Below are 14,252 nucleotides of genomic sequence, written 5' to 3' on the forward strand. Positions count from 1 at the left end.
GCCTGAAAACAAACAGGCCACCCATGGGCAGCCTGTTTTCTATCGCCTCATGATTGAAGCTTACTTGTCATCGAGCCGATTCTCAACGAAGGCTTGATCGCGCTTGGCTTGAATCCACTCTTCCTGCTGTTCGGAGGCCTTGCGTTCACGCAGTTCAGTGCGGACGCGCTCCTTCTTGCGCTCGTCGGTGACATCCTGATCCTTGCGCCCCAGCACCTGAATCAGATGGTAACCAAAGGGCGAACGAACAGCCTGACTCACCTCATTCAACTTGAGCTCATTCATCGCCTTGTCGAATTGCGGGACAAACACGCCTGGCGGTACCCAATCGAGATCCCCGCCTTTTGAGGCGCTGATGTCTTCACTCTTCTGACGGGCTTCATCTTCAAACTTGGCACCCGCCACAATCTTGGCGCGAATCTCTTCGATTCGAGCCTTGGCTTCGGCATCGGAGGTCAGCTCGCCAACCTTGATCAGGATGTGGCGCGCATGGGTCATCTGCACCACTTCCTTGCCATTATCCGCACGTTTTTCAAGCATCCGGATAATGTGGAATCCACCCGCGCTGCGCAGAACAGGTGTAAAACCGCCCGGTTGCAGCGATTGAATCGCTTCCATAAAAGCAGGCGGAATGGTACCCGCAGCACGCCATCCAAGATCACCACCGCTCAGCGCATCCTGAGACTCGGAGTAAGCAGCCGCGACTGAGGCAAATGGCTTGCCTGCAGCCAGTTCGGACAGCGCCTGATCGGCACGCTTGCGACGGGCAACCACGACATCAGGCGATGCGCCTTCCGGGATACCGACCATGATGTGGCTGAGCCGGAACTGGATGTCGATTTTGTCGCCCTGCATTTTGAGATACTGGTCGACTTCCTGTTCGCTGACAAACACGCGGCTTTTCAGATCGCGTTCCATCAAGCGTGCCATCACCATCTGGCGACGGATATCGTCGCGGAACGCTTTGAAAGGCAGGCCTTCCTTATCGATCGCGGCGCGGAACTGCGCAGCGGTCATGCGATTCTGCTCGGCCTGACCCTCGATGTAGCGGTCAATCTCGCTATCGTCGACGCGCAGGCCGGTATCACCCGCGTAATCGATCAACACCTGTTCAGTCACCATGCTGTCCAGCAGCTGCTTTTTGAGCACGTCCACAGGTGGGGGCGTAATTTTCTGCTCGGCCATGCGCTTGTAGGTCAGCTTCATGCGTTCGTCGAGCTGGCGGTCGGTAATCACGTCCTTATTGACCACCGCCACGATGCGGTCGAGCGTTACGGGCTCGGCCAGAACCGGTGCCAACAGGGAGGCACCGAGCAAAAAAGTCAGCAAGCGGGAAGTGTTGATCATTGGAGTTCGGTCGTTTGGTTAGTCTTGCTGTAGCCAGGGATACTCTGCTTCAGCGTCTCGAAGACTTGATTGGTCTGGATTGAACCGAAATTGTTCAATTCAATCTGCAGCATAAATCTGGGTGTAGGCGGTTGCTGGGTAGGCGTCACGAAGCGCTGCATCCCTACCCGCAATGCCCAGCACCCGCCATTGTACTCTGCCCCCACCAGTGTCTCCAGCGAGCGATGATCGACAAACGACCATGTCTGGCTGGCTACGCCGTGCCAGCGCCCGGCTATGGGCCATTGAGTCGACACGCTGGCCTGGTGGATATTGTTGACGCGATCGTACTGGTAGCCCAGATTCAGCATCCGCGCTAGACCGGGCTGGTAGTGCATGAACAGGCCGGCCTTTTGCGTTTTCCGATCCTGGCGGTTGTATTCCCACATGACGTCAGCCGACCATTCGCGCGAGAAGTTACCGCTGATCGCAGTCATCAGATCGGAGGACGTCTCGTTGGTTCCGGTGGTTTGCTGGGTGATATACACCTTTTGCGGCTGGAAATAGAAGCGCTGGCCAACCGCAAATCGCAAGGCTTCGATGCCGGTATCTGCATCGATCAGGTGCGAAGTCAGGGCGGCGGTCAATTCATTGGCATTATTGATACGATCCCAGCCAAAGAACTGATTTTCGGTAAACATTTGTGCAAAGCTGAAATCGGCCACCGAACTATCGAAATTCGGGAATGCACTCTGGTCGCGATACGGGATACGCACGTAATACAGACGCGGCTCAAGCGATTGCAGCATATTGAGGCCCGACCAGGTGAAATCTCGGTCGAAATACAGACCTGCATCCAGACTGGCGATCGGCAAGTCGCGACTCAGCGTATAACCCGGCTGACGCTGCACGGTCTGATTCACTGTCGTCTGGAAGTCACTCAGGCGATAACGCGTAGAGTTAAAACCTATCTTGGGTGTCAGGAAACCCCATGAGGTAGCCATCGGCATCGAAATGGACGGATAGACTACCGCACGCTTACCATTGATCTGGGTGGGATGACTGAAATCATCCAGCTCGCTGAATACATCCAGACGCAACGGTGACAGCGTGTCAGTCGTGTAGTTCAGTGTGATCTGAGGCAATTGCGCATAGGGTGCCAGTACGGCACGCTGCGGATCTTGCAGGGTCTGGAAGTGCGAGGTACGCACATTGAGCTGCAGACCGTCCTTCCAGTACGCCAGATTGGCCTGACGGGGCAGAATCGCCTGCGAGGCAACTGCCAGCCGGTCGCCAAAATCAGCAAAGTAGCCATCATCGGATACACGTTGCAGATTCAGCCCGGCGCTCCAGCCGTCACCCAGTATCTGCGTATGCTGCCAATCGCCAAAGTTTCGCTGCTCGCCGGTCACGCGGTCATGCCCAATCCGGCTGTAGCGGAACTCCCCCCGTGATCGGGGCGTCAGGTAGCGGAATTCGTTTTCCAGCATGATGCCGCGCTTGAGTATCAAACGTGGCGTAATGGTATCGTCGAAATTAGGCGCGATATTCCAGTACCATGGAAATGCGATATCCAATCCATCTGCGCCGGAACCCCGCATGACCGGCGATAACAAGCCGGACTTTCGCGATCCATCCAGCGAAAAGTCGAGATAGGGCAAGGTTGGCGTAACCGGCACACCGCCAATCTCGATCTTGCCCCAGTACATCTTGCCCAGATTGCGCGAATAATCGAGATCAAGTGTCTCGCTGTGCGCATACCAGGCTTCATTGCCCGGCGCACAGGTCGTAAATCGCGCACGATCAAGGGTATATTGGTCTTCGCCCACAAACAGCAACTTAACGGCATCGCCATGGCCACGTGCATTGCCAAGCGAAAAGGCAGGTGCATCAATGTAGCCACTGCGCGGTGCGGCTTCACTTCCCTCTTTCAGCTCAAATGCCTTGCCATTGATCACACTGCCGCGATCACTGAAACGTGTTGTATCGCCCGCCTGAAGCTCGCGCCCTCCCTTGAGAATGCGCACCCATGGCGCTTCCAGCATCTTGCCGTCGCGCTTGAGCACGACATCGCCGGTGGCCAGCAGGTTTTCATTGACCTCGCCATCCAGCTTGGCCGCCTCGATGGTGGTCGGGCCAGTGGTCGCCGTGTCTGCGAGTGCAGCAAGGGACAGGGCCGCGCAGGCCAGTGCTAGGGGATGGAGTCGGAAAGCGGACATTCGATCAGGGCGTTCAATACAAAGTGCGCTAAAATCGCATACTTTCAGCGCTCTGACAATGAATCCGATGGAACGTTCCACTGCACTCACCGCCTGGCTTGACACACAGCTGCCGCAGCGTACTGCGCTGCATGCCCTTGTTGAAGACGGCAGCCCGCGCCGTTTCTATCGTGCGACCCTTGCCGATGGCAGCACCCGGATTGTCATGGATGCGCCCCCGGCCACTCAGCCGATTGCGGGCTTTCTGGATATTGCCAGACGCCTGTCCGGTATCGTGCCGGTGCCCGAGATGCTGGCCGTAGACGTCGATCAGGGCTTTGTGCTGATGAGCGATCTGGGCGATACCGACCTGATGTCCGCCACCGCTGATGGCGATGAAATCAAGGCCGATCCGCTCTACCGCGCCGCCTGGGGTGCCCTGCTGAGCATGCAGGTCCACGCCGATACCAGCGGCCTGCCGGAATACACTGCCGACGCCATGGGAACCGACCTCGACCGCTTTACCGAATGGTTTGTGGGCACCCATCTGGGCAAAACACTGGACGAAAAACAACAGCAAGCATGGGCGCGCACCCGCGCATTGTTGCTGGCTCGCGCTGCATCACAACCCAAAACCCTGATTCATTTCGACTATCACAGTCGTAACCTGATGGTGCGGGGTGATCAGATCGGCATCGTCGATTTTCAGGATGCACGCGTCGGCCCGCTGACCTATGATCTGGCTTCGCTATTGAAAGATATGTACCGCGCTTGGCCGGAAGCCTTCCGACTCGATCATGGCATCCGTTACTGGCAAGCCGCGCGCAAGCTGAATCTGCCGGTGGCAGAGTCGTTTGACGACTTCTACCGCGATCTCGAATTCATGGGCGTCTATCGCCACCTGCGCTCCATTGGCACCTTTGCCCGCCTGATTCACCGCGACGGCAAGCCGCGCTATCTGGACGATATTCCGGTGGCACTCGGCTATCTGCGCGAAACGTGCGAGCGCTATGTCGAATTGCATCCGCTGTATAAATTGCTGAACCAGCTGACCGGCTTTACCGTGCAGCATGGCTACACCTTCTAAGGCGAATTCATGATTAAAGCATTGCTGACTCGCCATGAAGCGCTGATCAAGCAGTTCCTGCAGTTCGCGCTGGTGGGGCTGAGTGGAACGGGCGTGCAGTATGTATCGTTGTGGATTGGTGCCGACATACTAGGCACCTCTGCCACCACGGCGTCCGCCATAGGTTATATCCTTGGCTGCTTTGTGAACTATTACCTGAATTATCTGTTCACCTTCAAAAGCGCCAAATCGCACGCGGATGCAGCCTCCAAGTATTTCACGGTGGTCGGCGTGGGCTGGTGCATCAATACCGGCCTGATGGCGCTGTTTACTGGCTGGCTGGGCTTCCCGAAATGGCCGTCGCAGATTGTCACAACAGGCATCGGCCTGATCTGGAACTTTGGCGGCAGCAAGCTATGGGCGTTCAAGCACCGCGAGCCGCATTGATTTAATTGTCCCGTTTCACGCAAAAGGCGCATTCGATGAACAAGATTGTGTACGACTTCCGCAGCGATACCGTGACCCGCCCCAATGACGCCATGCGTGCTGCAATGGCTGCCGCAGAAGTCGGCGATGATGTGTGGGGCGATGATCCGACGGTGAACCGCTTGCAAAGCGTGACGGCGGCGATGCTGGGATTTGAAGCCGGCCTGTTCATGCCGTCTGGCACCCAGAGCAATCTGTGCGCATTGATGGCGCACTGCCAGCGCGGTGACGAATATCTGGTCGGGCAGGAAGCGCACACCTACAAGTACGAAGCGGGTGGCGCCGCCGTGCTGGGCAGCATCCAGCCGCAACCGCTGGATAACGCATCGGATGGCAGCATCCCGCTGGATCGCCTTAAAAAAGCCGTCAAAGCCCCGGATCATCACTACGCCCGCACCCGTTTGCTGGCACTGGAAAACACCATCGGCGGCAAGATTCTGCCCGCCGACTATGTCAAATCCGCCACCGACTGGGCGCACAGCATCGGTCTCGCCACCCATCTGGATGGCGCGCGACTGTGGAATGCGGCGGTGGGTTCTTACGTCAGCCCGGCGGAGATCGCCAAGGGCTTTGATTCGGTGTCGGTGTGTCTATCCAAGGGACTGGGCGCACCGCTGGGATCGGTATTGGTTGGCTCGAAAGACCTGATCGATTCTGCCCACCGCTGGCGCAAGATGCTGGGCGGCGGCATGCGTCAGGCTGGTATTGTGGCCGCGGGCGGCTTGTTTGCACTGGAGCATCAACTGGCGCGCCTTGCCGATGATCATGCCAATGCACGCCTGCTTGCCGATGGTCTAGCGAAGCTCCCCGGTTTTACGGTCGAACATCCGCAAACCAATATCGTGTTTGTGCAGGCGCCGACTCTCGATGCCAAGGCCTTCGCCGCACATCTGGCCGAACACGGCATCCTGTTCTCCACCATTGGCACCGCCCAGCGCTGGGTCACGCACCACGATGTGGATACACGAGCCGTAGAGACGACGCTGGCGATTGCCGGGCGTTTCTTTGACTAATCGAAAGCCGCACCATGACCCAGCCCATTCGCGCCATGATCCTCGCAGCCGGACGCGGCGAACGCATGCGTCCGCTGACCGATCACACCCCTAAGCCACTCCTGAAGGTTGGCGGTAAACCGCTGATTGTCTGGCACATTGAACGTCTGGCGGCAGCCGGCATCCGCGATATCGTCATCAATCATGCCTGGCTGGGTTCGCAATTCGAGGCGACTTTAGGCGATGGCTCACAATGGGGCGTACGTCTGCATTATTCCGCCGAGGGTGTGGGGGCAGACAACCAGCGTGTCGGGCTGGAAACAGCAGGCGGTATCGCCCGCGCACGGCATCTTCTGGGAACAGGCTGCTTTATTCTGGTATCGGGCGATATTTTCTGCGAATACGATTTCCGCTCACTCGTCGATCTCGCCCCCGCCTTCCTGACAGATACGCAGCGCCTCGGGCATCTGGTGATGGTGGACAATCCGCCCTATCACCCCGGCGGCGATTTCTCGCTCACCGACGGCGTGTTGGGAAATGAAGGCGCCAAGCTGTGTTACGGCAATCTGGCGCTACTGAAGCCGGAAATTGTGAATTCGGTTACGCCCGGCGAAGCGGCCAAGCTGGGGCCGATTTTCAAGGCCGCTGCGGCCAAGGGCCAGCTGAGCGGTGAACATTTCACCGGTACGTGGCTGAATGTGGGAACGCCGGGGGATTTGGAGGCGGCGAATGCCACCATTCAGCCAGCCTGATAGTCAGGATAAGTTTCACATTCGACTGATGTTTGACTGGGGCGGCGGTTGCCTGTGGGCTGCCAATGGGACCGCAAGCGCGACTTTTGGTATTGGCGCAATCGAATTCCGGCTACCACTGAGTCCAGCACTACTGGAGCAACTGGACATGCTGTCGAAATGGCACGACACTGCACTCGATTGGGACAATCCGACTGGTCCCAGCCCATGGCTTGAGGATGAAGTGTTTCGTTTTGAGGCGGCAGCCAAAGCAGTGCAACTTGATTTGCAAGCGGAGTTGGGTGAGGCATTCATCATCAGCTATCAACCGCTTTAATTTAAACTCCGCCGTCCAGCCACTGAATCAGCCAACCAGCTTCCGTCAGGAATGAGTCTAGCTCACTCGAACTCGAAACCCAGTAATCAAACCCGTCCAGAAAGTCAGCTTGGGTTGATACCAAGATGAGGAAGCCACCTGTGCTTTCATCATCATGCTGGATTCGGATGAAACTTCCAGCATCTGTTCCAGACAAAATTCTTCCCACACGCCCAACCGGTATGGAGTCCATAACTGCCTTCCCATTACTTAGCGTCGTATTTTCTCTTCCGCAACGCCCACCCCAGCCCCACCGCAATACTCCCGGCCAGACCCAGCAACACCACCGCCCATGCCTGCTGCATCGATGTCCCGTGTAGCTGCAACTGCGCCAGCGCATAGCCGAACCCGCCCTGCACCACAAAGGCCACCACAAAAATCAGCAGATTGAGAGAGGTATTCGCCCGCCCCGCCATCTCTACCGGAAAACGGCTAGTGACCAGGGCATAGCACAGGCTGCCGCCCATCCCTGTAAACGAAAATGCTGCCATCAGTAACCATCCCGGTAGTGGTGCGCCGGTTGCCATCAGGATCAAAGTGAGCACATGCAGGCTGCAGGCACAGGCATAGACATGTAGCAGCGGCATCCCCGCTCTCGTCAGACGTGTGCCCAGCTGCCCCCAGCTCAGCGAACCCACCACACCCGCCATCATCATCCAGAACAGATCATGCGCCACGGCCATATCATCTACATGGCGAGTCTGGCGTAGCCACTGACCAATCCACAGTCCCTGCATAGCCATGTGCGCACCCATGGCGATGGCGGCGACCGGTGCAATCTGCAGAAAGCGTCGATCCGCAAACAGACGCAGCACGCCTGCGAAGCTCTCGCGCATGGAAACACGCTGATGCTGCTCGGGATGCTGCGGCACCAGCGTAAACAGCATCACCACCGCAATAGCACCAATGACGCCCGCCACCGAAAACACGCCTGCCACCCCGTGATGTGCCACCAGCCACGCCGCTGGCGCGGTCGACACCACTGCGCCGAGTAATCCACACACATGCACCCACGAATTCACCAGCGGCAGCCGATGCATGGGAAACCACTGCGCATTGGCCTTGATGGCGGTCATCAGGCAGCCCGCCATGCCCAACCCCAGCATGCCACGTGCCGTCACCATGGCCCATGGCTCGTGTCCGGCAGCAAATAATGCACAACCCGCGACCGCCACGATCAACAATGACCCGTTCACCCGGCTCGGCCCGAATCGATCCATGGCGAGGCCGATGGGAATCTGGGTCAGGGCAAACGTCAGAAAGTAAGCAGCCGTCATCATCCCCAGCGCCGATTCGCTGATGCCGTACTCGTGGATCAGCGCAGGTGCAATGGCACCATTCACCGTACGCAGGGCGTAGGAGAAGAAATAGCCCAGTGCGAAGGGGGCGAGGATGCGGAGGGGGTGGGGGGTAGCCATCCCGATATCATACCAGCGGGATGGGGACTCACTTTCGCCGATACGAGCGGCTGCTGGTATAGTTTTGGCCAGCAAGGAGATGATTACAGTGTCGGACGATACCCAACAGATTTGCGACGAATGCGGCAGCACGTTTCGCCAAGGCTTGTCTGCCATGGCTGCGCTCTGCCCTGAATGCGCGTACCAGCTTTATGGTTATCCCCAATGCCACCACGCCATTGAAGATGGTATATGTACCAAGTGTGGCTGGAATGGCAATCAGTCTGCTTTCATTTCGACCTTGCATCACATCCCGAGCATAAAATGAGCTCATACCCTGCACGTGTGATGCGCACGATCTTCATCATCCTGATATCGGCAATGTTTTGCATGCTAAATTCAGCCGCCCTCGCCACCAGCCAGATCATCTTCCAGAACGACACCGAAACCCCGCTGAGTCATCCCATCACACCTGATCCAGCCCTGATTGAATTCATCCTGTCACAAGAACCGGACGATCTGGAGCAGGTAATCGGGTGCCTGAATGATCTTGAAATTCCACGCGGGCAAGTGAACCGTTTGTTTTCAGTGGCGAGAGTCGATCTAAATGGCAATCATCGCAAAGGCTATTTTGTGCGGCCTGCGCTTAAGCCATATTGCTTCGCATTTTATGGCGCTCACCTTTATCGATACTGGCTGGTTTCAGTACATATGGTAGATGGCAAACCCACCTACCAGATTGATTTCAAAAACGGTGGTGACGGGATTCAAGTGCTGAACTCACGTACGCATGGTATGCATGATCTCATCGCAAATTACGCCCTTGCTTACCAGATGTACCATGTACGACTTCAATACGATGGCCGACAATACAAAAGCCACCGATGCATCGTGGACGAATACGATAACGGCATGGTCACCAAAACCTCGAAGTGCACCTTACCTGAATAAACCTGAGTACAACAAAAAACGCCGGTCACCCGGCGTTGTTCACATCTCTCAATCAATCATCCCCGCCTGCCAGTTCGGCCAGCTGCTCGGCCTGATGCTCGGCAAGCAAGGCATCCGTCAGCTCCTGCAGATCGCCATCCATGATGTAGTCGAGTTTGTACAGGGTCAGGTTGATGCGGTGATCAGTCATCCGCCCTTGCGGGAAGTTGTAGGTGCGGATGCGTTCGCTGCGGTCGCCCGAGCCCACCAGTGATTTACGGGTGGCGGCCTCCTTGGCGTGGGCCTCGCGCTCCTGCTTGTCTTTGATGCGCGCAGCGAGCACCAGCATGGCTTGTGCCTTGTTCTGATGCTGACTGCGACCATCCTGACATTCCACCACGATACCGGTCGGGAAGTGAGTAATCCGGATTGCCGAATCAGTCTTGTTAATGTGCTGTCCACCGGCCCCGCTGGCGCGGAAGGTGTCGATGCGGATATCGGCGGCATTGATCTGCACCTCTTCCAGCGCATCGGCTTCCGGCATCACGGCCACCGTACAGGCCGATGTATGAATTCGACCTTGCGATTCAGTTGCCGGCACACGCTGCACGCGATGGCCGCCGGACTCGAACTTGAGGCGTGAGTAGGCACCGAAGCCCACCAGACGCACGATCACTTCCTTGTAGCCGCCCAGATCGGATTCACTGGCCGATACAATTTCCGCCTGCCAGCGATTACGCTCGGCGTAGCGGGTGTACATGCGCAGCAGATCACCCGCAAACAGCGCAGACTCATCGCCGCCCGTGCCTGCGCGGATTTCCAGAAAGATATTACGCTCATCGTTAGGATCACGCGGCAGCAATGCCTTTTGTAGATCCAGATCCAGCGTGGTAATGCGTTCCTCGGCCTCGGCAATTTCCAGCTCGGCCAGCTCGCGCATGTCTGGGTCACTTAGCATTTCGCGGGCAGATGCCTGATCAGCCAGCGTCTTCTGGTAGGCGTGATACAGCTCCACCACCGGCGTCAGTTCGGCGTGTTCGCGGCTCAGTTTGCGGAACTGATCCATATCCTTGGTGGCTTCTTCGCTGGCGAGCAGATGGCCGACTTCTTCCAGTCGGTCGGCAAGCTGGGCCAGCTTCTGGGCAATACTAGGTTTCATGTGATCCGGTCACGACGCCGACGAGGCATCGTCATGCAAATGATAAAGGTGACGAACCGCATCCACCAGTTCGCCATGCTGCGCCGACTCTGCCCGGTTGAGGGCGGCCAGCGGCGCATGCAGAAATTTGTTGCTGAGCGCCTGCGACAGCGCTTCCAGTACTTTATCCGGCGATTCGCCCTTTGCCAGCATTTTATGCGCACGCTCGACTTCATGGCGGCGCAGGCGTTCAACATGGTCACGCAAGGCGCGGATGGTCGGCACAAGGCTGCGGCTGTCCATCCAGTGCGAAAATGCGTCCACGTGTTTATCGACAATCGCTTCCGCGGCAATCACGGCGGTCTTGCGCTCTTCGCGCCCGTGGCGTACCACTTCGGCCAGATCATCGACCGTGTAAAGGTAGACGTCATCCAGCTGGCCGACCTCCACCTCGATATCACGCGGCACGGCCAGATCCACCATGAACATCGGACGATGCTTGCGGCGCTTCAAGGCGCGTTCCACCGCCCCCAGCCCCACTATCGGCAGCTGGCTGGCGGTTGACGTCACCACGACATCATAATCCTGCAAGCGCTCGGGTAGCTCACCCAGCGCAAAGGCGTCACCGCCAAATTGTGCTGCCAGCGCCTGACCGCGTGAAACCGTGCGGTTTGCCACCGAAATGCGGCGCGGCTTCTGTGCGGCAAAGTGGGTAGCGCATAACTCGATCATCTCGCCCGCACCGATAAACAGCACGGAAACATCGCGCCAGTCGGCAAACAAACGCTCGGCCAGACGAACGCCAGCAGCAGCCATCGACACAGAATTGGCGCCAATCGCCGTTTCGGTGCGCACTTCCTTGGCGACCGAAAACGCTTTCTGGAACAGGCCATTGAGCACCGTGCCCAGCCCTTCGGCCTGCTCGGCTTCCTGCACCGCATCTTTCAGCTGCCCGACAATCTGGGTTTCGCCCAGCACCATCGAGTCCATACCACATGCCACGCGAAATGCATGGCGCGCCGCCTCGCGGCCTTCCAGCCGGTACAGATAGGGCAGCACTTCGTCGCGATTCAGGCCACGCGATTTCGCCAGCCAGTCCAGTAGCCGCGCTTCATCATGAGCACTCGCATACAGCTCGGTTCGATTGCAGGTGGATAGCAGCATGCTTTCATGCACGCCCTCCTGCGCAACCAGCCCGGCCACACTGCTGCCCAGCTCTTCAGGCGCAAACGCCAAACGCTCGCGAATGGCGAGCGGAGCGGTTTCGTAGTTGAGGCCAAGCGCGAACAACGGCATGCAGGCAATCGAATCGAGAACAAAGGTATCGGATTTTACCCTGTCAGACCGCGTCGCGACATCTGTGCCAGATCAAATGATCAACAGATGTCGCGTCAGCGGTCTGTGATAACAGAGCTTAACCCTTGCGAACGACTGCGCGGTGGCCGATATCGGTACGGTATTGCATGCCGTCGAACTCGATATCCCCCACGGCATCGTAGGCACGCTTCTGCGCAATCTTCACGCTGTCACCCAGCGCAGTCACGCACAACACACGGCCGCCACTGGTCACCACATGGCCCTCTGCATCGCGGGTCGTGCCTGCGTGGAACACCTGTACATCCTGAATCGAGCCTGGCTTGGGAAGCCCAGTAATCACATCGCCCTTTTTCGGCGCATCCGGATAACCACCAGCAGCCAGCACCACGCCCAGCGCGGTACGGCGATCCCATTCGGCCTCGATCTGATCCAGCTTGCCATCAATGGCGGCTTCCACCAACTGCACCAGATCCGACTTCAGGCGCACCATGATCGGCTGGGTTTCTGGGTCACCCATGCGGCAGTTGAATTCCACCACATTCACCGCGCCGTCTTCCGACACCATCAGACCGGCGTACAGGAAGCCGGTAAACGGATGACCTTCGTGCGCCATACCGGCTACGGTCGGCAGAATCACTTCGCGCATCGCACGAGCGTGTACTTCCGGGGTCACCACGGGGGCGGGACTATATGCCCCCATGCCGCCGGTATTCGGGCCCAGATCGCCATCCAGCAGACGCTTGTGATCTTGCGAACTGGCCAGCGCCAACACATGCTTGCCGTCCACCATGACGATAAAGCTGGCTTCTTCGCCCTTGAGGAAATCCTCGATCACCACGCGCGCGCCCGCATCACCCATCTTGTTGTCGAGCAGCATGCTGTCGATGGCGGCGTGGGCTTCGTCCAGCGTCATCGCCACAATCACACCCTTGCCCGCAGCCAGACCATCCGCCTTGATCACGATCGGTGCACCACGGCCATCCACGTAGGCGTGCGCCTCTGCCGCATCGGCAAAGGTACGGTACTGTGCCGTCGGGATGTTGTGACGGATCATGAAGGCCTTGGCGAAGTCCTTGCTCCACTCCAGCTGGGCTGCAGCGCGGGTTGGGCCAAAAATCTTCAGGCCTTCGGCGCGGAAAGCATCGACCACACCCGCCGACAACGGCGCTTCCGGTCCCACCACGGTAAAGGCAATCTGTTCGCGCTTCACAAAGTCGATCAGGTCGGCGGTTGCGGTCAGCGGCACATTGGTCAGGTCAGGATCGAGATCCGTGCCGGCATTGCCCGGCGCGACATACACTTTTCCGACCTTGTTCGATTGCGCCAGCTTCCAGGCCAGCGCGTGCTCACGGCCACCGGAGCCGATGACGAGAATGTTCATGGTTCAGTCCTGCAAAAGGTGACATGGCAATGTGCGCGTTGGCACACATTCTCAGGTCGTCTTTCTCATCTACACCCAAATCAATACTGCTCACAGCTGCTTCATGCAGGCATGCCTACACCTGCCGCACGTACCAACCGCTCATGCGCAACAGCATCCAGATAGGGCTTCGCGGCTTCAATCAGCTTCTCTGCCAGAGTTGTCCGGCCACGTACCAGCATGGTCATGAAGGCAGCCAGTGCCGCATCATCATACTGACCAATATCCCGCGGCAGGTGGCGACGAATATACGTATCTGCATCGTCCGCCAGCGTAAAGCCACGCACCTAAAACAACAGCGCCCGCAGCGCGAGGCGATAGTCTACACGCTGTTTGCGCGTATCCGCTGCAATCCGGATACGGCGCGCCTGCGCATCTTCAAGTCCATGCCCGACCGGGTCCACGCATCCCTCGTCTGGATGCCAGAACAGGCAATTCATGCTCAGATCACGATTGCGCGCATCGGCCAGCAGCGAGTCCGTCAGCTGGTAATGCACACCCGCTAGCCGTTCAGCATCGCCAATCGACTCGGTCGAGCGCCACATGGTGATGTCAAACTCGCTGGCATCATCGCGCCCCACCTTGATCAGCCCAAATTGCAGATCTGCAAAGCGGATAGGCGTACCGAATGTCTCAACCATCCAGTCGCGAATCGCACTGATTTCATGATGGAAGGTGAAATCTACGTCGTTGAACGGCTGCCCCAGCACGCAATCACGCACCGCCCCGCCACATACATAACCATGAATACCCGCCTGATCGCATTTCGTCAAAAACTCAGCCACTGTCATCGATACAGAAGCGGACAGGTTCAGTTGAAACTCAGCAAGAGGGGCAAATGGGTCAGGCATTCAACATTCCGGCACAATTTGGTA

Annotated in this window: 14 protein-coding genes; 6 read left to right on the forward strand and 8 right to left on the reverse strand. The window is 57.8% G+C overall.

Features of this window, described 5'->3' with window-relative positions; translation table 11 throughout:
• Positions 1–60 precede the first annotated feature (60 nt).
• Positions 61–1,347, reverse strand: coding sequence for a peptidylprolyl isomerase (locus KSF73_06830; GenBank protein MBV1775428.1), 1,287 nt, complete (start codon positions 1,345–1,347; stop codon positions 61–63).
• Positions 1,344–3,545 carry an LPS assembly protein LptD gene (gene lptD / locus KSF73_06835; protein ID MBV1775429.1) on the reverse strand — a complete coding sequence of 734 codons (2,202 nt, stop codon included), beginning with the start codon at positions 3,543–3,545 and terminating at the stop codon, positions 1,344–1,346. Before lptD ends, KSF73_06830 begins: the two co-directional genes overlap by 4 nt.
• Positions 3,546–3,612: 67 nt before the next feature.
• Here lptD and KSF73_06840 point away from each other — a divergent pair, with 67 nt between their 5' ends.
• From KSF73_06840 to KSF73_06860, 5 genes are read left to right on the forward strand one after another with little or no spacing between them, the layout of a single operon-like run.
• Complete coding sequence (locus KSF73_06840; GenBank protein ID MBV1775430.1) at positions 3,613–4,611, forward strand: phosphotransferase; 999 nt, start codon at positions 3,613–3,615, stop codon at positions 4,609–4,611.
• Positions 4,612–4,620: 9 nt separating this feature from the next.
• The gene (locus KSF73_06845; protein ID MBV1775431.1) at positions 4,621–5,037 is read left to right on the forward strand and encodes a GtrA family protein; all 417 of its coding nucleotides are present in this window, start codon (positions 4,621–4,623) and stop codon (positions 5,035–5,037) included.
• Between the two features lie 35 nt (positions 5,038–5,072).
• Positions 5,073–6,089, forward strand: coding sequence for a low-specificity L-threonine aldolase (gene ltaE, locus KSF73_06850; protein MBV1775432.1), 1,017 nt, complete (start codon positions 5,073–5,075; stop codon positions 6,087–6,089).
• 35 nt (positions 6,090–6,124) lie between these two features.
• Positions 6,125–6,820 carry a nucleotidyltransferase family protein gene (locus KSF73_06855; protein ID MBV1775433.1) on the forward strand — a complete coding sequence of 232 codons (696 nt, stop codon included), beginning with the start codon at positions 6,125–6,127 and terminating at the stop codon, positions 6,818–6,820.
• A complete protein-coding gene (locus KSF73_06860; protein MBV1775434.1) occupies positions 6,798–7,136 on the forward strand; it encodes a hypothetical protein in 339 nt (112 codons plus the stop codon). Before KSF73_06855 ends, KSF73_06860 begins: the two co-directional genes overlap by 23 nt.
• Positions 7,137–7,381: 245 nt before the next feature.
• Here KSF73_06860 and KSF73_06865 read toward each other — a convergent pair whose 3' ends face one another.
• Complete coding sequence (locus KSF73_06865; GenBank protein MBV1775435.1) at positions 7,382–8,593, reverse strand: MFS transporter; 1,212 nt, start codon at positions 8,591–8,593, stop codon at positions 7,382–7,384.
• A gap of 369 nt (positions 8,594–8,962) precedes the next feature.
• On the opposite strand from KSF73_06865, the gene KSF73_06870 reads away from it, so the two are divergent.
• The gene (locus KSF73_06870) at positions 8,963–9,523 is read left to right on the forward strand and encodes a hypothetical protein (protein ID MBV1775436.1); all 561 of its coding nucleotides are present in this window, start codon (positions 8,963–8,965) and stop codon (positions 9,521–9,523) included.
• A 52-nt stretch (positions 9,524–9,575) separates the two neighbouring features.
• Here KSF73_06870 and prfA read toward each other — a convergent pair whose 3' ends face one another.
• The 5 genes from prfA to KSF73_06895 form a co-directional block, all read right to left on the reverse strand.
• A complete protein-coding gene (gene prfA / locus KSF73_06875; protein MBV1775437.1) occupies positions 9,576–10,661 on the reverse strand; it encodes a peptide chain release factor 1 in 1,086 nt (361 codons plus the stop codon).
• Between the two features lie 9 nt (positions 10,662–10,670).
• Positions 10,671–11,936 (reverse strand): glutamyl-tRNA reductase, encoded by a 1,266-nt coding sequence (gene hemA / locus KSF73_06880; protein ID MBV1775438.1) that lies wholly within the window; start codon positions 11,934–11,936, stop codon positions 10,671–10,673.
• Positions 11,937–12,054: 118 nt separating this feature from the next.
• Positions 12,055–13,338, reverse strand: a complete 1,284-nt coding sequence (gene purD, locus KSF73_06885) for a phosphoribosylamine--glycine ligase (protein ID MBV1775439.1) — start codon at positions 13,336–13,338, stop codon at positions 12,055–12,057.
• A gap of 101 nt (positions 13,339–13,439) precedes the next feature.
• Complete coding sequence (locus tag KSF73_06890; protein MBV1775440.1) at positions 13,440–13,664, reverse strand: hypothetical protein; 225 nt, start codon at positions 13,662–13,664, stop codon at positions 13,440–13,442.
• Positions 13,665–14,228, reverse strand: coding sequence for a hypothetical protein (locus KSF73_06895; protein MBV1775441.1), 564 nt, complete (start codon positions 14,226–14,228; stop codon positions 13,665–13,667).
• Positions 14,229–14,252: the final 24 nt, after the last annotated feature.

This window comes from Burkholderiaceae bacterium DAT-1 (assembly GCA_019084025.1).
Taxonomy (GTDB): domain Bacteria; phylum Pseudomonadota; class Gammaproteobacteria; order Burkholderiales; family Chitinimonadaceae; genus DAT-1.

What these genes read in the sequence shown, in the direction of transcription:
- hemA (MBV1775438.1), bottom strand. Translation starts at nt 11,936, where the DNA reads ATGCCGTTGTTCGCGCTTGGCCTCAACTACGAAACCGCTCCGCTCGCC.
- KSF73_06830 (MBV1775428.1), bottom strand. Translation starts at nt 1,347, where the DNA reads ATGATCAACACTTCCCGCTTGCTGACTTTTTTGCTCGGTGCCTCCCTG.
- KSF73_06845 (MBV1775431.1), top strand. Translation starts at nt 4,621, where the DNA reads ATGATTAAAGCATTGCTGACTCGCCATGAAGCGCTGATCAAGCAGTTC.
- KSF73_06865 (MBV1775435.1), bottom strand. Translation starts at nt 8,593, where the DNA reads ATGGCTACCCCCCACCCCCTCCGCATCCTCGCCCCCTTCGCACTGGGC.
- lptD (MBV1775429.1), bottom strand. Translation starts at nt 3,545, where the DNA reads ATGTCCGCTTTCCGACTCCATCCCCTAGCACTGGCCTGCGCGGCCCTG.
- KSF73_06860 (MBV1775434.1), top strand. Translation starts at nt 6,798, where the DNA reads ATGCCACCATTCAGCCAGCCTGATAGTCAGGATAAGTTTCACATTCGA.
- KSF73_06870 (MBV1775436.1), top strand. Translation starts at nt 8,963, where the DNA reads ATGCTAAATTCAGCCGCCCTCGCCACCAGCCAGATCATCTTCCAGAAC.
- ltaE (MBV1775432.1), top strand. Translation starts at nt 5,073, where the DNA reads ATGAACAAGATTGTGTACGACTTCCGCAGCGATACCGTGACCCGCCCC.
- KSF73_06895 (MBV1775441.1), bottom strand. Translation starts at nt 14,228, where the DNA reads ATGCCTGACCCATTTGCCCCTCTTGCTGAGTTTCAACTGAACCTGTCC.
- purD (MBV1775439.1), bottom strand. Translation starts at nt 13,338, where the DNA reads ATGAACATTCTCGTCATCGGCTCCGGTGGCCGTGAGCACGCGCTGGCC.
- prfA (MBV1775437.1), bottom strand. Translation starts at nt 10,661, where the DNA reads ATGAAACCTAGTATTGCCCAGAAGCTGGCCCAGCTTGCCGACCGACTG.
- KSF73_06855 (MBV1775433.1), top strand. Translation starts at nt 6,125, where the DNA reads ATGATCCTCGCAGCCGGACGCGGCGAACGCATGCGTCCGCTGACCGAT.
- KSF73_06840 (MBV1775430.1), top strand. Translation starts at nt 3,613, where the DNA reads ATGGAACGTTCCACTGCACTCACCGCCTGGCTTGACACACAGCTGCCG.